Source organism: Pseudomonas pseudonitroreducens (assembly GCF_021603645.1).
Classification (GTDB): domain Bacteria; phylum Pseudomonadota; class Gammaproteobacteria; order Pseudomonadales; family Pseudomonadaceae; genus Pseudomonas; species Pseudomonas pseudonitroreducens.
Genome location: NZ_BQHJ01000004.1, coordinates 44,587 through 63,136, shown reverse-complemented (window position 1 = coordinate 63,136; position 18,550 = coordinate 44,587). Strand labels below are relative to the sequence as shown.

Genomic DNA, 18,550 nt, shown 5'->3' with positions numbered 1-18,550 from the left:
TACCACTTTGGCGCGAGTTCGCAAAGATTCACAGCGGACGCGTTACGGCCCACAATGAGTGAACATGCATTTACAGGAGTCGTGACATGTCCCTTCCGCTCAGCATGCTGCAGATCAGTGGCCGTGGATATCCGCCGGCCACCCTGCGCCAGAGCACTCTGTTGATCATCGACGCGCAGGAGGAGTACCGCAGTGGCGTGCTGGCGCTGCCCGACCTGGACGCCGCGGTGGCGCAGATTCGCCTGCTGCTGGAGGCGGCGCGGAACATGGGCACTCCGATTGTCCACGTGCACCACCTGGGCGTGGTCGGTGGCCTGCTCGACCCGCAAGGCCCGCGCGGCCGCTTCCTGCCGGAGCTGACGCCGCTGCCGGGCGAAGTCGTGGTGGACAAGCGCCTGCCCAATGCCTTCGCCGGCACCGACCTGCATGACCGCCTGCAGGCCAGTGGCCGCCTGGACCTGATCGTCTGCGGGTTCATGACCCACTCCAGCATCAGCACCACGGTCCGTGCCGCCAAGGACTACGGCTACCGCTGCACTCTGGTGGATGCCGCCTGCGCCACCCGCGACATCCCCACGCCCGAGGGCGGTGTGCTTGCCGCCCGCGACCTGCACCGCGCGGAAATCGCCGCCCTCGGCGACAACTTCGCCGCCGTGGTCGCGCAGGCCCAGGCACTGGTCTGAAGCCACTCGTCCCGACGGGCGGCAACGACAAGCGCCCGGGGTTAGGCTCAGCTTAGGCGCGCAAGCCAGCGAATCCGCTCACCCAGCGGGTTCGCCGCGCTTCCCGGCCCTGGGGGGTGGAACCCCACCCGTCCCCACCGGTCATAGCCTCGTTCAACAGATGAGGAAGTCGGGATGAAGATGACCGAAAAGTTCGATCCACCCAGCCTGCGCCCGAAGCGTCCGGGCCGCTGGCGCTGGCGTTTCGCCGCCGCGATCGCGGCGATAATCGCCACCTTCGGCATCCTCTCCGCCATGGCCGGCGTCGCCGCCCTGCTCCGCCGCCAGCCCGCGGTGGGAGTGCTGCACATCGAACCGGGCGCCGGTGCCGTATTGCTGGTGATCGGCCTGCTCGGCCTCTGGCTGGGCGTCACCTTCTGGCGCGCCGCCCGCCGCCGTGCCCGTGGCCGCGAAGGCCTGAGCCTGTCGCCACGATTGATGAAACGCCGCAACTGATCCCCGTACGGTGCATTTCCGCAGGACAGGCGCGATCCGTTAGACTGCGCGGCTGTTTGAGGAGGTGCGCATGCAAGACGACGATTTTTCCCAATTCGCCAGCGAAATGCGCGGCGTCAGGCGCATCACCGTGGACCAGGCCGATACCGGTAAACCCAAGGCCGATCGCAAGCAGCTCAAGGAGCTGCGGCAGAACGCGACCGTACGCACCGAGAACATCCGGGTCGACGGCCTCTCCGACCAGTTCGTCATCGATGTCGGCCCCGAGGACGAACTCTACTGGGCCCGCGACGGCGTCCAGGAAGGCCAGATGCGCAAACTCAAGGCCGGTCAGATCGGCTTCGACGGCAGCCTCGACCTGCACGGCATGAAGATCGAAAAGGCCCGTGAAACCCTCTGGGACTTCATCGCCGAAGCCACCCGCTTCGAGGTCCGCTGCGTGCGCGTCACCCACGGCAAGGCCGCGCGCGTCGATGGCCGCAGCCCGATGGTAAAGAGCCATGTGAACACCTGGCTGCGCCAGCACCCGCAGGTACTCGGCTTCGCCTCCTGCCTGCCGCGCCATGGCGGCACCGGCGCCATCTACGTGATGCTGCGCCGCAACATGCTCGAAGGCCGCGACGAGTAAAACCACTGCGCCGGGCGCGCGCCCACGCCCGGCGACAAACTGCCTGCCATAACGCGCCAACCGGCGCTCGGGCCTTGCCAGCCAAGGCTGAGCGCCCTACCCTGCGCCACGGTTTTTATTTTTGTCATTGCCACAGGTAGATCATGTCCCTGGAACAAAACTACTCCGCGATCCTCAGCCAGCTCGGTGAGGACGTCACCCGCGAAGGCCTGGTGGACACGCCCAAGCGCGCCGCCAAAGCCATGCAGTACCTTTGCCGCGGCTACCAGCAGACGCTGGAGGAGATCGTCAACGGCGCCCTGTTCAGCTCCGACAACAGCGAGATGGTGCTGGTCAAGGACATCGAGCTCTACTCGCTGTGCGAACACCACCTGCTGCCCTTCATCGGCAAGGCCCACGTCGCCTACATCCCCAACGGCAAGGTGCTGGGGCTGTCCAAGGTGGCACGCATCGTCGACATGTACGCCCGTCGCCTGCAGATCCAGGAAAACATGTCGCGGCAGATCGCCGAGGCGGTCCAGCAGGTCACCGGCGCGCTGGGCGTGGCCGTGGTGATCGAGGCCAAGCACATGTGCATGATGATGCGCGGCGTGGAGAAGCAGAATTCGTCCATGGTCACCTCGGTGATGCTCGGCGAGTTCCGCGAGAACGCCGCCACTCGCAGCGAGTTCCTCAGCCTGATTCGCTGAAAGCCGCTGCCATGAAAAACCGGCCCTCGGGCCGGTTTTTTTTGTACCTGTGAATCGCTGCGATCAGCGCGTGTAGTAACCCACCGCAACCAGGTAGTGGCCAGACTTGCGCAGGAAGGCGTGCTTGTTCTCCACCTTGCTGGTCACCGGGTTGCGCCACTGGTATTCGAATTCCGCCTCGCCCTTGGACTTGGCCAGCTCGAGCATGGCGTGACCGATCGGGTTGCCGCCGGGGTCCTTCAGCGACTCGAAATCGGTGCCGACCATGCGCGTATTGAAGCCATGGGCGACGAACTTCGAGGTATCCAGGTCGACCACGAAGACATACAGGTCATCCTCGATGAAGGTCTTGTCCAGTGCATTGATCTTCCTGAAGGTACCCTGCGGGTCGGCTTCCACAGCCTTTACCGCCTTGGCCAGCATGGCCGCCGCCTGCTGCGCCGAGGCGCGCGGGATGTAGTAGCCCACCGCGAGGAAGCGCTCACCGACGCGCTGGTAATAGACGTGCTTGCGCTCCACCTTGCCGTCCGCCCAGTTCTTCCAGCGGTAGTCGGCCTGCTGCACCTTGCCGGTTTCCGGCGACTTCAATGCCTTGGCGAACTGCTCCTGGAGCGAAGGGTCGAGCGTGGACGACACGTCGCGGTCGATCAGCACCACCGACGGCCCGCCGCTGGCGAGCATGGTGCCCTTGCTGTCCACCACGAACACATAGAGGTCGCCATCGACGAACTCACCCTGACGGCTGAATGCGGCGAAGGCCTTGTCGCCCTCCTGCTTGTATGCGGCCACTGCCTTGGACAGCAGCGCCTTGGCGCGCTGGTCGTCGGTCGGCGCGGTGGTGGCCGACTGCGCGGCGAACAATGGGAAGGACGACAGGAAAGAAAGCAGCAGCAGTGACTTCAACAGCGTCTTCATGCGCGAATACCCCCGTGGCATTGCTTGTAGTTGTGCACAGAGCATAGTCAGCCGGAGGGGATTCGCGTCGGCATTCACTGCCGAAACCAAGGGCGATTCAGCCGAAGAATCGCTTCATCGAGCGCGACAGCCAGCCACCGTGGCTCTGGTCGCGGGTCAGCTCGTGCATGCTGGCCATCACCGACTCCACGTAGTTGGCGTCGTCATTGCGGATGTGATTGAACAGCCAGCGACCCAGCAGGCCCTTGAGTTCCTCGGCGACGTCCTCGCCGGCCTCGAAACGCGCGCGGTAGTCGGAAACGCGCTTGATGAAGAGTTCGTGGACCTTCTTGTGCGCACGGGTGAACTGGTAGCCGGAATCCTCCAGCAGGGTCTCCTCGAAGGCAAAGTGCGAGATGGTGTAGTCGACCAGTTCCTCGATCACGCCGCCGAGCATGGCTCGGTCGTGATGGGCCTGGGCCTCGTGCAGCTGATTGATCATTTCGACGATGCGTTTGTGCTGCGCGTCGATCACTCCGATCCCGGTATCGAGATCTGCCTGCCAGACCAGATAGGCCATCTTTCCCCTCCCCACGCCGGACGACGACACTGCCTGCTTCTCGCGCCCGGCCACATCGGTACGTCCTACATGGCAGTGCGTCCAGATTAGGGAGGGCGACAAAACGCCGCCATGATGCCGGTCAACCCCAATGCGGCGAAATCCGCGGTTTAGAGCGGTCTTTTCGGAATTATCTGATGGCAAATTGCCTGTTTTCGCTGCGCACAAGGCAAACCCATGCGTAGGAGCGGACTCCGTCCGCGATCGCTTTTCGGCTGCTCCGAGCTGGCCGGTGGCACATCGCGGACGGAGTCCGCTCCTACGCTCCCCTGTGTCATTGGGTATGCACAACGAAAAACGCCGCTTCCAGGGAAGCGGCGTTTTCAATGGCCGGGCGCGGTGGTCAGTCCTGCATCGCCACGTGCCGCGGATGATCCGCCACCCGCGCCAGCCAGGCATTGATCGCCGGGAAGTTCGCCAGGTCGAAGCCGCCCTGGTGCGCCACATGGGTGTAGGCGTACAGGGTGATATCGGCAATGGAGTAATCCTCCCCCACCAGGTAAGGCGTCTGCTCCAGTTGCTTCTCCATCACCTTCAGCGCCTTGTAGCCGCCCTTCTGGCAGCGCGCGTACTCCTCGCGGCGCTCCTCGGGCAGGCCGAGGTAGAACTCGATGAAGCGCGCCACCGCCACATAGGGCTCATGGCTGTACTGCTCGAAGAACTGCCACTGCAGCACCTGGGTGCGCAGGCGCGGCTCGCTGGGCAGCAGGCCGCTGCCATCGGCGAGGAAGTTGAGAATGGCGTTGGATTCCCACAGGCAGGTGCCATCCTCGAGTTGCAGCACCGGCACCTTGCCGTTGGGGTTCATCGCCAGGAACTCGGCGGTCTGCGTCTCGCCCTTGAGGATATCGATCTCGCGCCACTGGTAAGGCAGGCCGAGCAGGTGCAGGGCCAGCTTGACCTTGTAGCAGTTGCCGGACAGTCGATCGCCGTAGACGGTGTACATGCTCATCTCCTCATTGGGCCTGGGCTTCGCGGATGACCGTCGCCAGGCGGCGCAAACCTTCGCCGGCACGTTCCGGCGCCACGTGGCTGAAGTTAAGCCGCAAATAGCCGGGATTGGCATCCGGTTGTGTGAAGAAAGGCTCGCCCGGCATGAAGGCCACGTTCTGCGCCAGCGCAGCATCGAGCAGCGTGCGGGTATCCAGCGGCTGCCTGAGCTTGAGCCAGAAGAACAAGCCGCCCTGGGGCACGTTCCACTCCGCCAGCTCGGCAAAATGCTCCTCCAGTTGCGCCTGCATGGCGTCGCGGCGGATGCGGTAGAAATCGCGCAGCTCGGCCAGATGGCCACGGTAGGCCTCGGTGCCAAACCACTGCAGTGCCTGCCATTGGCCGACGCGATTAGTGTGCAGGTCGGCGGACTGTTTCAGGCGCAGCAGGTGCGGAAACAGGTCCGGCGTAGCGATCAGGAAGCCCACGCGCAGGCCCGGCAACAGCGTCTTCGACACGGTACCGGTGTAGATCCAGCTGGCCTTCTTCAGGCGGCTGACCAGCGGAGTGGCGGCGCCCGCATCGAACACCAGCTCGCGGTAAGGCTCGTCCTCGATCAGGGTCACGCCGAACTCGTCGAGCACGGCAGCCACCTCATCGCGGCGCTGTTCGCTGTAACGCACGCCGGACGGGTTCTGGAAAGTCGGGATCAGGTAGGCAAAGGCCGGTTTGCTGCTCTCCAGGCGCTGGCGCAGCGCGGCGACGTCCGGCCCTTCGGCGCCCAGCGGCACGGTCAGGCAGTTGGCGCCGAACAGCTGGAAGGCCTGCAGCGCGGCAAGGTAGGTCGGCGCTTCGAGCAGCACCTCGGTACCCGGGTCGATGAACAGCTTGCTGGCCAGGTCCAGGGTCTGCTGCGAGCCGCTGACAATCAATACCTGGCTCGCCTCGCAGGGCACACCCAGTGCGCGCGCCTCGGCGGCGATGGCTTCACGCAGCGCCGGCTCCCCTTCACTCATGCCGTACTGGCCCATGCTCGCCGGCATGGCGTCCCAGTTCACCTTTGGCAGCATCGGCTCGGCGGGCAGGCCGCCGGCGAAGGACATCACCTCCGGGCGCTGCGCCGCGGCGAGGATTTCACGGATCAGAGAGCTTTTCAGTCGAGCGATGCGTTCGGAGAAGGCCATGGGGGTCACCGGTAGCGGGAGCACGGAAGAATGAGTCAAACTGCTTGACCGAAGCTACGACGCCCGAGACGGATACGTCAATATGCCTGACCTAATAAAAAGCGACCTGCAGCTCGAAGCGATCCAAGCCTTTTTCTACAGCTACCGGGCCTTCACCGCGAAGCCTGACGAGATGCTGGCACGCCGTGGCCTGAGCCGGGTGCATCACCGCATCCTGTTCTTCATCGCACGCAATCCCGGGCTGAGCGTCAGCCAGCTGCTGGCCGCCCTGGGCGTGACCAAGCAGGCACTGAATGTGCCGTTGCGCCAATTGCTCGAGCGCGACCTGATCCGCAGCGAAGCCTGCGACAACGACAAGCGCCGGCGCCTGCTGGCGCTGACGGCCGAAGGCAGCAAGCTGGAGAAGGCCCTGCGCCGTGAGCAGGAACAGCTGCTGCAGCGTGCCTTTGGCGAGGCCGGGGAAGAAGCGGTGAACGGCTGGCTGGCGGTGAACCAGGCCATCGCCAGGTTGCAGCACCACGACTAGCGGGCGCCACCTTCCAGCTCGCGCGCGGCACGCAGGAACATCAGCGCCAGCGGCAGCAGGCTGGCCATCGCCAGCGCGGTGCCGGGCAGGAACAGCAGGACGCTGAGCAGGCACACGCCGGAGGAAACCTCCAACCAGCCCATGACCTTCACCGACGGGTAGGGCAGCTCGATCTTCAGCAGGCGGATGCCGTACCACAGGGTGACGATGCCGGTTGGTACGAACAGGCCCATGAAGCCCATCAGCGCGCCATTGAATTCGCCGCTGAGCTGCTCGTCGAAGATCAGGCTGTAGAGCTGCATCAGTAGCGCGACAGCGATTGACAGCCCGACCGGCCAGGCCAGCCCGCGGGCATTGAAGCGATCCTCGAGAAAGCGCCGGGTGCGCCACAGCAGGAAGCAGCCAAGCAGCGTGCTGAGCACGCCAACCCAGAGCTCGTAGCCTTGCCAGGTGGCCGATTCATGCAGCGCGGTGGCGAAGGACAGGACGAACAGCACCACATTGCACAGCAGCAGCGCCAGGCTCAGGCCACCGAGCAAGCGCAGATGGCCGGGGTTCCAGCGTCCGCCGAGGAATGCGCGCGGAGCGCTCTGATCCACCAGCTCGACCTTGGGGGCGGCGTAGGGATTCTGTTCCATGCTGGCGATTTTCCATCCGTTGCGCGGCTTTCCCGAACCATACCGAGGCACTCCCGCACACGCCACTGCCACTCGCACTGTACGGGCCACTCGGCCACTGGCTGTTATGGGACAGCTTCGCGGTGGCGGGATTAGTCTGGCTCCAGAACAAGACCGGTACCCCGCCATGCCCCTCGAACTCCTCGGCGCCTTCGTGCTGTTTGCCTTCGTCACCTCCATCACCCCCGGCCCCAACAACATGATGCTGCTGGCCTCGGGCGTGAATTTCGGCATCCGCCGCACCATTCCGCACATGCTCGGTATCAGCATCGGCTTCCTGCTGCTGGTGGTCGCCGTGGGCCTGGGCCTGCACCAGCTGTTCGAGCGCATCCCGGCAACCTACACGGCGCTGCGCTATGCCGGCGGCGCCTACCTGCTGTATCTGGCATGGAAGATTGCCCGCTCTGGCGCCCCCGAGGCGAAGGGCGAGAATGCCGCCAAACCCATGACCTTCCTCCAGGCCGCCGCCTTCCAGTGGGTCAACCCCAAGGCCTGGGTGATGGCCGTGGGCGCCATCGCCACCTACCTGCCAGCCAACAGCTGGATCGGCAATGTGGTGTTGATCGCTACGTTGTTCGCCGTGGTCAACCTGCCCAGCGTGGGCGTCTGGACCATACTGGGCAGTCTGCTGCGACGCTGGCTGGAAGACCCGCTGCGGCTGCGCCTGTTCAATCTCGGCATGGCCGCCCTGCTGGTAGCCTCGCTCTACCCTCTGTTCACCCGCACCTGATGGAAGTTCGTGCATGACTGACAGCACTCCCGCCGCCGCGCCCTTGCGCCCGCTGGCCGACTCCTCCCCCGCCGCCATCGTCGCCGGGTTCGTCGCCATGCTCACCGGCTACACCAGCTCGCTGGTGCTGATGTTCCAGGCCGGCCAGGCCGCAGGGCTGAGCACCGCGCAGATTTCCTCATGGATCTGGGCGCTGTCCATCGGCATGGCGTTGACCACCATCGGCCTGACCCTGCGCTACCGCACGCCCATCGTCATCGCCTGGTCCACCCCCGGTGCCGCGTTGCTGATCAGCAGCCTGCCGGGCGTGCCGTATGGCGAGGCCATCGGCGCGTTCATCGTCTGCGCCGCGCTGATCACCCTGTGTGGGGTCACCGGCAGCTTCGACCGCCTGATGCGCCAGGTGCCGGGGTCGCTGGCCTCTGCCCTGCTGGCCGGCGTGCTGTTCCGCATCTGCATCGAGATCTGCAACGCCGCGCAGCAACAGACGGCGCTGGTGGTGGCGATGTTCGTCAGCTACCTCGTCGCCAAGCGCCTGTCGCCACGTTACGCGGTGTTCGCTGCGCTGCTGGTTGGGGTCGCCCTGGCCGGTTTCCTCGGCCTGCTCAACTTCAGCCACTTCCAGCTGGAGATCGCCCGCCCGGTGTGGACGACGCCGAGCTTCTCCCTGGCCGCCACCATCAGCATCGGCATCCCGCTGTTCATCGTCGCCATGGCCTCGCAGAACATGCCGGGCCTCGCCGTGCTGCGCGCCGACGGCTACCAGGTGCCCGCTTCGCCGCTGATCTCCACCACCGGCATCGCCTCGCTGTTGCTGGCGCCCTTCGGCTCCCACGGCATCAACCTCGCAGCCATCAGCGCGGCCATCTGCACCGGCCCGGAAGCCCACGAGAACCCGCACAAGCGCTACACCGCCGCGCTCTGGTGCGGACTGTTCTACGGCATCGCCGGCATCTTCGGCGCCACCCTGGCCGCCCTGTTCGCCGCGCTGCCCAAGGCGCTGGTGCTATCCATCGCCGCGCTGGCGCTGCTTGGCTCGATCACCAACGGCCTGACCAACGCCATGGCCGACGCGCGCCAGCGCGAAGCGGCGATGGTCACCTTCCTGGTCACCGCTTCAGGCTTCACCCTGTTCTCCGTCGGCTCCGCCTTCTGGGGCCTGGTGGCGGGCCTGCTGACACAGTTGGTACTGAACTGGCGCCGCGCCGGCTGAGTGAGCTCTGCTAGCATTCGGGCGTTTCCAGTCCACGGATCGCCCGCATGCTGCACACCCTGGCCGTCGCCAATTACCGCTCGATCAACTCGCTGGTGCTGCCCCTGGGCCGGCTGAACCTGATTACCGGCGCCAACGGCAGCGGCAAATCCAACCTCTATCGCGCCCTGCGCCTGCTCGCCGAGACGGCGCAGGGCGGCGTGGTCAATGCACTGGCGCGCGAGGGCGGGCTGGAATCCACCTTCTGGGCCGGCCCGGAAAGCCACTCGCGGCGCATGCGCACGGGCGAAGTGGAAGTTCAGGGCGGCCCGCGCAATGAGGTGAAGCGCCTGCGCCTGGGCTTTGCCGGCGAAGACTTCGGTTACGCCATCGCCCTTGGTCTGCCGCCGCCACCGGTGCTCAGCGCTTTTGGCCTGGACCCGGAAATCAAGCACGAGAGCATCTGGGCCGGCCCCTGGTACCGCCCCGCCGCGCAACTGGTAGAGCGCAACGGCCCGATGCTGCGTGCCCGCGAAGGCCGCAGCTGGCAGGTGCTGGAACAACACATCCCGACCTTCGACAGTCTGTTCACCCAGATCGGCACTGGCTCGGATTGCGCCGAAGCCCTGCTGCTGCGCGAGCAGATTCGCGGTTGGCGCTTCTACGACCACTTCCGCACCGACGCCGACGCCCCCGCGCGCCAGCCGCAACTGGGCACGCGCACACCGGTGCTGCACCACGATGGCCGCGACCTCGCCGCCGCCCTGCAGACCATTCGTGAAATCGGTGATGCCAGTGCACTGGAGGCCGCCATCAGCGATGCCTTCCCGGGTGCCGAGTTGCTGATCGACTGCCAACCGGGCGGGCGCTTCGCCGTGGCGCTGAAGCAATACGGCCTGCTGCGGCCATTGAGTGCGGCCGAACTCTCCGACGGTACCCTGCGCTACCTGCTGCTGGTCGCCGCCCTGCTGACCCCGCGCCCGCCGTCGCTGATGGTGCTCAACGAACCGGAAACCAGCCTGCACCCGGACCTGTTGCCAGCGCTGGGGCGGTTGATCATCGAGGCCTCCAGGCACACCCAGGTCTGGATCGTGTCCCACGCCAGCCGGCTGATCGCCACGCTGGAAGAACACCCCGAGTGCAACTGCCTGCACCTGGACAAGGAGCTGGGTCAGACGCGCATCCGTGACCAGGGCATGTTCGATGCACCGGCCTGGCACTGGGCGGACTAGGGCTGCTCATGTGTATCCGGGGAGCCGAGCCGCGGGATGACGTGGCGCTTGCGATACCCATCCTGCTGCGTGAAATCGATGGGTATCGCTGCGCTCCACACCATCCTACGTCGGGTTCACCCGGCAGACCGTGCAGTCGTAGGATGGGTGGAGCTTGCGATACCCATGCTGCTGCATGGAATCGATGGGTATCGCTGCGCTTCACGCCATCCTACGTCGACACCGTGCAGGCGCTGCGCTGTGAGGGGATTCGCAAGCAGGCTCGCTCCCGTGAACACCTCTGGGATGCGAGGGAGGAGGAAGGCATCCCGTCAGTTCCCACGGGAGCGAGCTTGCTTGCGAACCCGGTTCCTCAGGCCTTCAGCGCACTTGGCAAGGCGGCGCCCATCAGGCGCTGCTGCACGCGCCAGAGGAACGCCGTTTCGAAGGCCACACGTTCTGTGTAGGTCTCCTGTTCATTGCGACCGATGAAGAAGGCCACCCACAAGTCGGCCTGCTGTTCCTCATCGTCGATCCAGCGCTCGACGCGCCGGACCGCTTCGTTCATGGCGGCCTGGCAATCGACTGGCCATCCCAGCGCCAGCCCGGGCTGGCCATCGGCCGGCGCTACCTGGCTCCAGAACTCGCCAGGGTGATTCGGTAATCGGCTTCCCATGTCTCGACTCCTTGCAAGCCGTGCGGGTATGCAGCGGGTATGTATCGAAGAACAGCCAAAGGGCCGTCAGGCCGGCAATGCACCCGACGGCCAGCCGCAAGCCTCAGATACTCGGCCGAGTGAGCATCGAGAATCGGCAAGCAATGACATTCGATAGAAGGAATCTCACGGGACAAAGCCGGTGGTGCTCGGGCGTAAAAGCGGGGTAATGCATCTTTCAGTACTCCTGCAAAGGGTTAACCCACCTCATCTCTTTCCACGGAGTAAGGAGGCGGGCCGCGCAAGGGTGGAAATACCGGCTTTGCAGGAGCCCCGGCCGGGCCGAAGCCCGCCTCGCACGACCCGCCATAACAGCAACTGACGGGCGCGTAAATAGCGCCAGCCAAACTGCCTTGGCGCTACTGCACCTGCAAAGAAAGCCCGGGTTTCCACGCCCAGGTCACGACAACCGTCGCGACCCGGAAACCTTACCGGCGGCCTTGCAAACGCAGCAATGCGGGATGCTACAGGCTCTTCCGATGGGTGTGCAGGACGCTTCCTGAGTACCTTGTCGCATTTGCCTAGGATCATCCCGCGTCATCCAGTGCCTGGTGGACGACGACATTCTGGGCCCGTTCGGACCAGAGAAGCCTGGCAGCTGTGTCATCCGCCTTGAGCCCCGACGACAGGTGCCGCTGACGCGAACCCCGGCCACAAGGACCCTCGGCCGAAGACAGGATCGAAGAAGCTTGCCGCCCGAACGGATACGTCTCCTGCGACCCGTGAATCACGCACGGGGTAAAGTCGGGCAGCGCAGGTTCCGACAATTCCGGCGCTGATCAACCTGCCCTCCTCCATTCCACAGGAAGCAAGGCAGAACCGGGCAACCGTGATGCCGAGCCGCGCGCGGCGTCGGTGCCTACTGATAGGACAGGGTGAACGTGGCGACGGCATTCGCATCGCCGCCCCGCACCACGGCGTCGGTCTTGATGAAATTGGCCGTGAACGGGACGTCCAGCGCACCGTCAGGCGCCGCGCCCAGGGCAATCTGCCCGGCATTCCCGGCTACCGAGGAGTCCGGCCCGAACTTCACCGGCGTTCCCAGGCGCCGTACTTGCAGGGCTACACCGCTGGCCTGTTGCGGCGAGGCAGAAAGGCCGAGGCGGTCGCTGGTGTTGCCAGGGTTGCTTGAGTCGGTGAGGGTCATGAAGACGTTCATGCCCGAAGAGCAGTCCAGGCGGATGTTGAAGGACGCGTTGCCCGCCGTGGTTCCCACCGGCCCGGCGAGTTTCAGTACGCTGATCTCCCCGACCGGGACGGTGAAGTTCTTCGAGCCCGCATCCACCGAGCAGGTTTGCGCAGTGATGGTCGAGGACGTGATCTTGATCGGCGAAGGCGTAGTCGTGGTGCCAGTGCTCTTGTCGATCAGGCTGAACTCAGCAACCTGCTTGCCGATGAGCACACCGGAACTGATCGGCTCCCCGGTCGCAATCAGACGAACCGAGGCAGACGCACTCCAGATGCTGCCCCAGCCACGGTAGAGATCAACCGCTGTCGAACCAACGGGTTTCCAACTGGAGGAGCTGAAGGACTTGGCCGACAAGATGATCCCTACTCCAGGCAACCCAGTCTCGAACAAGCTGTAGGTCACCCCACCATCCAGGACGGTTTTCCCCGTCGGTTGAAGTGCTGTTCGGGCCTGCAGCCAGACGTTACTGGTATCGCTGGCCGAGCAATCTGATTGCACTAGTTCAGAGGAAGAGGTAATCCACGCCGTCAGCACAGTGCCGAATTTTCTATCGCGGGGTACCGAGATACTCGGCGGCAGGTTCAAGGTAATACCCGCCGTGGGGGCACAGGTCAGGTCGGCCTGGGCCGTATCGGCGAACGCCCCCAGCAGGATGCCGGCGAGCAGGCTGAACGAGGCGAGAAGGCGACGATTGGCTTTCATGACTGCTCTCCCTTGAACCGCGCCGGCAGCCCGGCAATCACTTGCAGGTTTCATTGAGGGTCTCCATCGGCGCACTGGCGCCGCCCGCGGCGCGCGGAGCAACGCGATAGTTGATCGAGCACTGCGCGGCGGAGTCGAGAGCAACATGCAGTACGCCTTGATCGGCATCGACCCGCACAAATATCTTGCCGCCCTGCCCGACCATGCCGACTTCCTGGCTCTGCTCGTCGCGCACCGTGGCGCCGAACGGCAGCGCGCTGCCGTCGGCCCGGCGGCTCTGGATCAGCAACGCATGGCCCTTGACCGTGTCGTACTTGACCAGCATCACTGCACCGCTGCGCGGGACGACATCGTGCAGGGTGCTCTTGAGCTCCACATCGTCATCGAGCCCTTTGGGATCGAGTTCGACCGTGTTGACCCGGTATGGCGCCAGGTACGGCACTACGGCCTGGCCCTGGCCGTCGAGCTTGACGTTGGCGGCACTGGTCACGCTGGCTCCGGCAGCGCCGGGGGCATCGACGATGGCGATGCTGTCACCCAGGCTCTGGCCGAAGGTGACGCCGCTGGGGTGCGCAACCACCGAGCCACTCATGCCAGCGGAAAGCTGGCGGTAGTCGGAACTCTCGCTGACCGAGCCGTTCAGGGTACCGAAGGAGGTACGGTACTGGCTGTTGGCGCCGACGCTGGAGCTGCTGTCACCGGTGTCGGGACTGTCATGGGCCGCGGTGAGGCCGTAGCTGACCTGGCCCTCCTTCCCGGCGGTGCCGCTCAGCGTGCTCTGCAGGTTGCTCGAACCCTTGCTGCTCTGGCTGTAGCTGCTGCTCAGGTAAGGCCGGTTGGTGCCTGCCTTGCCGATCGGCAGCGACACGCTGAACAGGGTCCGGTTGTCTGCCGTGCCGTAGGCATCCTGGGTCCGGGCGGCACTGACCGAGGTGCTGCCCCAACTCCAGTTGTGGGTGTAGCCGGCCTGGTACTGGGTGTCGAAACCGGTGTCGTTCCAGTAGTTCTGGCGCGAGCCGTTGACGTACAGGTAGCCGCGGCTACCGACGTTCTGGCTGACGTTGACCTCACTACGGCTGCGGGTGCGGCGGATGGCGTCGACGCCGCCCTGGCTATCGCCGTATTCGTCCAGTTGGTCGCGGGCATTGAGGGCGTCGCTGAAGCCGAAATAGCCATCGGTGGAGTAACGGTAAGCGGCCACCGTGAAGTGCGTGCCGGTGGTCTGCAGAATCTTGTTGTAGCTCAGTTGCAGCGATTGGCCGGTAAAGGTCTGTGCTTCAAGCTTGGTGCTGGCGTGGGTAATGTCTGCCCCGAAGGCGCCGTACTCGGTGGTCAGTACACCACCGAGCAAGGCCGCTGCGTAGCCCTCGGAGGCCGTTGCGCCGGTGTAGCCGGTGACGCTGTTGGTCAGGCCGCGCTGGTAAGTGGCTTGGGCAACCTTCGGTGTTGAACCGTAGCTGAGGTCGCGGGCCTGGCCGGCGCTGAGGGTGTAGCGGGAAACGCCCGGGCGCAGGGAGCGCGCGACGGAGGAGAACGGCACGGTGAAATGACTTTCCTGGCCATCGGCCTCGGTGACGGTCACGTCCAGGTCGCCGTTGTCGCTGGTGGGGTTGAGGTCGTTGATCTCGAATGCCCCCGGGGCGACGGTTACCTCCTGGATGACATAGCCGTTCTGGCGGATGGTGACGCGCGCGTTGGTGGATGCAACGCCCCGCACCACCGGCGCGTAGCCGCGCTGGGAGTCGGGCAGCATGCGGTCATCGGTGGCCATGCGCAGGCCGCGGATCGACACCGAGTCGAACAGGTCGCCGTCAGTGAAGGCGTCGCCCAGGGTCAACTGGGAGCGCAGGCTGTCGATATCGCGCTGGGCATAGGTGCTGAGGTTCTGGAAGTCGCTGCCCGAGTCGCTGTCCCAGTTCAGTGAGGAGCGCTGGCGCAGCCGCCAGTCACCCAGGTTGACGCCGCCGTTGAGGCTGGCGTAGGCGTTTCGGTTGGTCTCGCCGTGTGTGACGCTCTGGTAGGCGTTGGTGTTGTAGTCGAGAAACGCCGCATTGACGCCGCGGTCCCAGCGCTCCGGGCTGACGTAGCCGCGCGGATTGCTGCGCAGGAAGGCCTGCGGAATGCTCAGGAGCAGGCGCTGCTCGCCGGCATCGAGACTGGAGCTGGCGCCCTGGATCAGGGTCGGCAGGTCGACACAGGCTTCGGCGCTGGCCTCGGCGACTGGCGGCAGTTTCTCCAGGTTCACGCCGACCGTTTCAAGCTGCAGCCGGGTCAGGCAGGCTGCGCCACGCCCCGATTGGCCGGCGGCGATGAAGCGAATGTCCTGACGCCCCACCGTCTGCTCATTGACCCAGACGTCGAGCGTATGCACACCGGGTTCGAGGGTGTTGCCTTCGCGAAAGCGGCTCAGGTTCAGCGACTGGGCTCCGTGCCCCCAGAGCATGTCGTTATCGAAGGTGACTGCGTCGCCTTCCGCTGCATCGGCCATGCCGCCCGACAGCGCCAATGCCAGCGCCAGAGCCAGCGGCTTGAGCGCGAAGGCAAAGCGTTGAGCGGGATGGCGTCTGCGCGTATTCATGGCTCACCTCGGTTGCTCGCGAGTACGTCCGTGGACGAGTTTTTTCGGGCATGAGCAGCCCCCTCCCGGCAAATAGCGGGTGAGGAAGAGGGCTGGGAAACTTAGGGCTTCAGGGCTTGCGAATACTCGGCAATACCGCCGAAATCGTTGATCGCGGAGTAGCTGACCTTGCCGCCATTGGCATTCAGCGCGGCGCCCTTGATCGGCAGTTGCTTGTGCTCGCCGGGGGCGATCAGGCTGGAGTTGATGTCCAGTTCCACGTCGCGGCTCTGGCCACCACTGCTGAGGCTGACCTTGCCCAGCGACACGTAGTAGGGGCTGGCGTTGAAGCCCTCGGGCACGGAGCCCTGCAGGCGCCATTGCAACTGCTCGGCAGCGGCCGTCGCATTTCCTGCCAGGGATGCCGGGCGGTAGAACATCTTGATCCGGCTACGGAATGCCACCTTGAGCCGGTTTTGCCCGTCATCGGAGGACGGTGGTACTTCCAGCACGTTGAGCCAGAACAGCGACTCCTTGTCCTGCGCCAGGCTCTTCTGCCCGGTGTAGCGCACACGCAGCGCCTGGCCCTTGGCCGGGTCGATACGCGCAATCGGCGGGGTCAGCAGAAACGGTGCGTCAGACGCATCCGGTGTGGCCTGGACGTTGCCTTCATCGATCCAGGACTGCACGAGCATCGGCGATTGGCCGTCGTTGCTCAGTTTCACCGTGACTTCGCGCTGGTCGGAGGGGTAGATCACCCGGGTGCCGGTAATGACAATGGACGCCTGGGCCTGGCCTGCCAACATGCAGCCAGCCAACAGCATCGCGTGCAATACACGACGGCTCAGCAGAGATACTTTCATCGTTGGGACCTCGCCAGAGTGGGGGCGGATCAGGGAGTCCGGGAGCCATTGGCATTCGACGGCCCCCGGCGGCAACCGGTGTTACCCGGCTATTACGGGTAAATGATCGAGTAGGTAACGCTGGACTTGACTTCCCCGGCACCCGGAGTAGCCGATTTGGAGTAGTACTTCACGGTGAAGGGCATATCGGCCTGCTCACCGCTAATGGTGGTGAACGGGATCACCGGCTTGCCACCCAGGTTCAGGGCGCCAGCCTGGCCATTCCGGTAGATAGCCAGCTCAACATCAGCGGGGCCGGTGCCGGTGTTTTTCAGGTTGCCCAAGGCGGTTACGTTAGGGCCCGGTTCGAAGAACACAGCGACACCGGGGCCACCGGCAACTTCAGTACCCGTGCAGTTGCTGAGCTTGATGGAGAAGTTGGTGTCACCACCGGTGGTGCCAACACCCTTGAGGGAGGTTTTGGAAACGGTCGGCAGGGTGACCGAACCATCACCGGTACCTGCACCATTCACCTGGATGGTGCAGGTGACGTCCTCCACCTTGCCGGTGAAGTTGATGGTGCCATCGGAGGCCTGAGCCTGCATCACGGATGCAGACAGGCCAGCCAGGGTGGCGAGAGCGATCAGGGATTTTTTCATCTGAGAGAGTCCTACATGAGTGAGTTGGCTCCCAGCACCGACATTGGTGAAGGAGAGGGCCAGATTTTGACGTCAGCCCGAAACTCCTCCAGCCGTAACATCCCCATCACCGTGTAGGAAAAATCTATATCCCCTCATTAATTCCCAGACTGGACCGTAACCCTCGGCCCAGAGCCTCCGGCGCCCTCCGCTGGAGCATCACCTGACGCTCTCGGCGGCCGCGTAATACTCCAGTAGGCGGGCGAGTTTGCCGACTCAGGCAGGCGCTCGCTCCGACGCGGTGGTCGCCACGCCACGACTGACCCACCAGCCGAATATTCCAGCGGTGAAGAACATCAGCACGCCATAGATGGCGGCCGGGATGGCCATGGTCTTGTTGTTCAGCAGCATGGGGCTGAGCGCCAGGGCGATGGCGAGGGTGCCGTTGTGAATGCCGATTTCCATGCCGATGGCGATGGATTGCGGCTTGGAGAGTTTCAACAGGCGCGGAATCCAGTAGCCCACGGCGAGGCTCAGCAGGTTGAAGCACAGCGCTGCCGCGCCAACGATGGGCGCATAGGCGAGGAAGGTCTGCCAGTCCTTGGTCACCGCCACACCGATGATCACCGCCAGCAACAACGCGGAGAGAATCTTCACCGGCTTCTGCAGCGCCGCCGCCACGCCCGGCAGCAGACGCCGCACGAGCATGCCGATGGCCACGGGGCCGAGGACGATGGCGAACACCTGCAGCACCTTGCCGAACTGCAGCGGGATGGTCTGGCCGTCATTCATGAAGTACAGCAGGGACATGTTCACGATCAGCGGCATGGTGAGGATGGCGATCACCGAGTTCACCGCAGTCAGCGTGATGTTCAGCGCCACGTCACCATGGGCCAGGTGGCTGTAGAGGTTCGCCGTGGTGCCGCCGGGGGATGCGGCGAGCAGCATCATACCCACGGCCAGCGCGGCTTCGAGGGCAAAGCCGACGGTAATGAGGAAACACGCCAGGGGCAGCAGGATGATCTGGCAGACCAGACCGATGAGCACTGGCTTGGGATAGCGCACCACGCGGGCGAAGTCGGCGACGGTGAGGGACAGGCCGAGGCCCAGCATGATGATGCCCAGGGCGATGGGCATGAAAAGCGTCAGCAAGGGATCGTTGGTCATTGTCATTATTCTCCAACTGGGGTGGGCCGATTGTTTCGGCCTCTTGGGCGCTTGTAACTGGCCTTGCAGGCCAATACCACTTCATCGTGTAACAGAATGCGAAGTCTTGTAGCGAACGCGATGGGATCTTGCGGATGGGGCGGTGCAGGAGCGGCCATACGCGCGATCACGGGCATGGCCTGCTCCTGGACGTTGATGCCGAGATCAACGCTGCGTAGGAGCGGACTCCGTCCGCGATCGATTCCCCGCCGCTCCGAACTGGCCGGCACCCCATCGCGGACA

19 protein-coding genes are annotated in these 18,550 nt (G+C 64.7%); 8 read left to right on the top strand and 11 right to left on the bottom strand.

Annotated features, from left to right (window positions below):
• Positions 1-86 precede the first annotated feature (86 nt).
• The 4 genes from L6D89_RS10870 to folE all read left to right on the top strand — a co-directional run bounded on the left by L6D89_RS10870 (position 87) and on the right by folE (position 2,495).
• Positions 87-683, top strand: a complete 597-nt coding sequence (locus L6D89_RS10870; RefSeq protein WP_236174533.1) for a cysteine hydrolase family protein — start codon at positions 87-89, stop codon at positions 681-683.
• Positions 684-857: 174 nt separating this feature from the next.
• Positions 858-1,178, top strand: coding sequence for a hypothetical protein (locus L6D89_RS10865; protein WP_236199694.1), 321 nt, complete (start codon positions 858-860; stop codon positions 1,176-1,178).
• A gap of 70 nt (positions 1,179-1,248) precedes the next feature.
• Positions 1,249-1,806: a Smr/MutS family protein gene (locus L6D89_RS10860; RefSeq protein ID WP_236199693.1), complete on the top strand. Its 558-nt coding sequence runs from the start codon at positions 1,249-1,251 to the stop codon at positions 1,804-1,806.
• A 143-nt stretch (positions 1,807-1,949) separates the two neighbouring features.
• The gene (gene folE / locus L6D89_RS10855; RefSeq protein ID WP_024765420.1) at positions 1,950-2,495 is read left to right on the top strand and encodes a GTP cyclohydrolase I FolE; all 546 of its coding nucleotides are present in this window, start codon (positions 1,950-1,952) and stop codon (positions 2,493-2,495) included.
• 63 nt (positions 2,496-2,558) lie between these two features.
• On the opposite strand, the gene L6D89_RS10850 is transcribed toward folE, so the two are convergent.
• The 4 genes from L6D89_RS10850 to L6D89_RS10835 all read right to left on the bottom strand — a co-directional run bounded on the left by L6D89_RS10850 (position 2,559) and on the right by L6D89_RS10835 (position 6,122).
• The gene (locus L6D89_RS10850) at positions 2,559-3,410 is read right to left on the bottom strand and encodes a cache domain-containing protein (protein ID WP_236199692.1); all 852 of its coding nucleotides are present in this window, start codon (positions 3,408-3,410) and stop codon (positions 2,559-2,561) included.
• A 97-nt stretch (positions 3,411-3,507) separates the two neighbouring features.
• Positions 3,508-3,969: a bacteriohemerythrin gene (locus tag L6D89_RS10845; RefSeq protein WP_236174537.1), complete on the bottom strand. Its 462-nt coding sequence runs from the start codon at positions 3,967-3,969 to the stop codon at positions 3,508-3,510.
• A gap of 382 nt (positions 3,970-4,351) precedes the next feature.
• Positions 4,352-4,954, bottom strand: a complete 603-nt coding sequence (locus tag L6D89_RS10840) for a glutathione S-transferase family protein (RefSeq protein WP_236199691.1) — start codon at positions 4,952-4,954, stop codon at positions 4,352-4,354.
• 10 nt (positions 4,955-4,964) lie between these two features.
• On the bottom strand, positions 4,965-6,122 hold the full coding sequence (locus L6D89_RS10835; protein ID WP_236174539.1) for an aminotransferase-like domain-containing protein: 1,158 nt from the start codon (positions 6,120-6,122) through the stop codon (positions 4,965-4,967).
• 82 nt (positions 6,123-6,204) lie between these two features.
• Here L6D89_RS10835 and L6D89_RS10830 point away from each other — a divergent pair, with 82 nt between their 5' ends.
• A complete protein-coding gene (locus L6D89_RS10830) occupies positions 6,205-6,648 on the top strand; it encodes a MarR family winged helix-turn-helix transcriptional regulator (protein ID WP_236199690.1) in 444 nt (147 codons plus the stop codon).
• Here L6D89_RS10830 and L6D89_RS10825 read toward each other — a convergent pair.
• Positions 6,645-7,286, bottom strand: coding sequence for a hypothetical protein (locus L6D89_RS10825; protein WP_236199689.1), 642 nt, complete (start codon positions 7,284-7,286; stop codon positions 6,645-6,647). The two genes, L6D89_RS10830 and L6D89_RS10825, sit on opposite strands and share 4 nt — an antisense overlap.
• Before the next feature lie 166 nt (positions 7,287-7,452).
• Between L6D89_RS10825 and L6D89_RS10820 the strand changes: the two genes are divergently transcribed.
• Genes L6D89_RS10820 through L6D89_RS10810 form a run of 3 tightly spaced genes read left to right on the top strand, consistent with a single transcriptional unit; the run spans position 7,453 to position 10,479 of the window.
• Positions 7,453-8,055: a LysE family translocator gene (locus L6D89_RS10820; protein ID WP_236174542.1), complete on the top strand. Its 603-nt coding sequence runs from the start codon at positions 7,453-7,455 to the stop codon at positions 8,053-8,055.
• Between the two features lie 13 nt (positions 8,056-8,068).
• Positions 8,069-9,268 carry a benzoate/H(+) symporter BenE family transporter gene (locus L6D89_RS10815; RefSeq protein ID WP_236199688.1) on the top strand — a complete coding sequence of 400 codons (1,200 nt, stop codon included), beginning with the start codon at positions 8,069-8,071 and terminating at the stop codon, positions 9,266-9,268.
• A 47-nt stretch (positions 9,269-9,315) separates the two neighbouring features.
• Positions 9,316-10,479, top strand: coding sequence for an AAA family ATPase (locus L6D89_RS10810; RefSeq protein ID WP_236199687.1), 1,164 nt, complete (start codon positions 9,316-9,318; stop codon positions 10,477-10,479).
• Between the two features lie 352 nt (positions 10,480-10,831).
• On the opposite strand, the gene L6D89_RS10805 is transcribed toward L6D89_RS10810, so the two are convergent.
• From L6D89_RS10805 to L6D89_RS10780, 6 genes are all read right to left on the bottom strand, one after another.
• Positions 10,832-11,134 carry a LasR-specific antiactivator QslA gene (locus L6D89_RS10805; protein ID WP_236199686.1) on the bottom strand — a complete coding sequence of 101 codons (303 nt, stop codon included), beginning with the start codon at positions 11,132-11,134 and terminating at the stop codon, positions 10,832-10,834.
• An 898-nt stretch (positions 11,135-12,032) separates the two neighbouring features.
• Positions 12,033-13,064, bottom strand: a complete 1,032-nt coding sequence (locus tag L6D89_RS10800) for a fimbrial protein (protein ID WP_236199685.1) — start codon at positions 13,062-13,064, stop codon at positions 12,033-12,035.
• Between the two features lie 37 nt (positions 13,065-13,101).
• Positions 13,102-15,642, bottom strand: a complete 2,541-nt coding sequence (locus L6D89_RS10795; protein ID WP_236199684.1) for a fimbria/pilus outer membrane usher protein — start codon at positions 15,640-15,642, stop codon at positions 13,102-13,104.
• A gap of 101 nt (positions 15,643-15,743) precedes the next feature.
• Complete coding sequence (locus L6D89_RS10790) at positions 15,744-16,484, bottom strand: fimbria/pilus periplasmic chaperone (RefSeq protein ID WP_236199683.1); 741 nt, start codon at positions 16,482-16,484, stop codon at positions 15,744-15,746.
• Positions 16,485-16,576: 92 nt separating this feature from the next.
• Positions 16,577-17,122, bottom strand: coding sequence for a fimbrial protein (locus L6D89_RS10785; RefSeq protein ID WP_236199682.1), 546 nt, complete (start codon positions 17,120-17,122; stop codon positions 16,577-16,579).
• 255 nt (positions 17,123-17,377) lie between these two features.
• Complete coding sequence (locus tag L6D89_RS10780; protein WP_236199681.1) at positions 17,378-18,268, bottom strand: bile acid:sodium symporter family protein; 891 nt, start codon at positions 18,266-18,268, stop codon at positions 17,378-17,380.
• Positions 18,269-18,550 lie beyond the last annotated feature (282 nt).

What these genes read in the sequence shown, in the direction of transcription:
- L6D89_RS10825 (WP_236199689.1), bottom strand. Translation starts at nt 7,286, where the DNA reads ATGGAACAGAATCCCTACGCCGCCCCCAAGGTCGAGCTGGTGGATCAG.
- L6D89_RS10835 (WP_236174539.1), bottom strand. Translation starts at nt 6,122, where the DNA reads ATGGCCTTCTCCGAACGCATCGCTCGACTGAAAAGCTCTCTGATCCGT.
- L6D89_RS10840 (WP_236199691.1), bottom strand. Translation starts at nt 4,954, where the DNA reads ATGTACACCGTCTACGGCGATCGACTGTCCGGCAACTGCTACAAGGTC.
- L6D89_RS10785 (WP_236199682.1), bottom strand. Translation starts at nt 17,122, where the DNA reads ATGAAAAAATCCCTGATCGCTCTCGCCACCCTGGCTGGCCTGTCTGCA.
- L6D89_RS10800 (WP_236199685.1), bottom strand. Translation starts at nt 13,064, where the DNA reads ATGAAAGCCAATCGTCGCCTTCTCGCCTCGTTCAGCCTGCTCGCCGGC.
- L6D89_RS10795 (WP_236199684.1), bottom strand. Translation starts at nt 15,642, where the DNA reads ATGAATACGCGCAGACGCCATCCCGCTCAACGCTTTGCCTTCGCGCTC.
- L6D89_RS10845 (WP_236174537.1), bottom strand. Translation starts at nt 3,969, where the DNA reads ATGGCCTATCTGGTCTGGCAGGCAGATCTCGATACCGGGATCGGAGTG.
- L6D89_RS10870 (WP_236174533.1), top strand. Translation starts at nt 87, where the DNA reads ATGTCCCTTCCGCTCAGCATGCTGCAGATCAGTGGCCGTGGATATCCG.
- L6D89_RS10805 (WP_236199686.1), bottom strand. Translation starts at nt 11,134, where the DNA reads ATGGGAAGCCGATTACCGAATCACCCTGGCGAGTTCTGGAGCCAGGTA.
- L6D89_RS10815 (WP_236199688.1), top strand. Translation starts at nt 8,069, where the DNA reads ATGACTGACAGCACTCCCGCCGCCGCGCCCTTGCGCCCGCTGGCCGAC.
- L6D89_RS10810 (WP_236199687.1), top strand. Translation starts at nt 9,316, where the DNA reads ATGCTGCACACCCTGGCCGTCGCCAATTACCGCTCGATCAACTCGCTG.
- L6D89_RS10780 (WP_236199681.1), bottom strand. Translation starts at nt 18,268, where the DNA reads ATGACCAACGATCCCTTGCTGACGCTTTTCATGCCCATCGCCCTGGGC.
- folE (WP_024765420.1), top strand. Translation starts at nt 1,950, where the DNA reads ATGTCCCTGGAACAAAACTACTCCGCGATCCTCAGCCAGCTCGGTGAG.
- L6D89_RS10820 (WP_236174542.1), top strand. Translation starts at nt 7,453, where the DNA reads ATGCCCCTCGAACTCCTCGGCGCCTTCGTGCTGTTTGCCTTCGTCACC.
- L6D89_RS10865 (WP_236199694.1), top strand. Translation starts at nt 858, where the DNA reads ATGAAGATGACCGAAAAGTTCGATCCACCCAGCCTGCGCCCGAAGCGT.
- L6D89_RS10860 (WP_236199693.1), top strand. Translation starts at nt 1,249, where the DNA reads ATGCAAGACGACGATTTTTCCCAATTCGCCAGCGAAATGCGCGGCGTC.
- L6D89_RS10830 (WP_236199690.1), top strand. Translation starts at nt 6,205, where the DNA reads ATGCCTGACCTAATAAAAAGCGACCTGCAGCTCGAAGCGATCCAAGCC.
- L6D89_RS10790 (WP_236199683.1), bottom strand. Translation starts at nt 16,484, where the DNA reads ATGAAAGTATCTCTGCTGAGCCGTCGTGTATTGCACGCGATGCTGTTG.
- L6D89_RS10850 (WP_236199692.1), bottom strand. Translation starts at nt 3,410, where the DNA reads ATGAAGACGCTGTTGAAGTCACTGCTGCTGCTTTCTTTCCTGTCGTCC.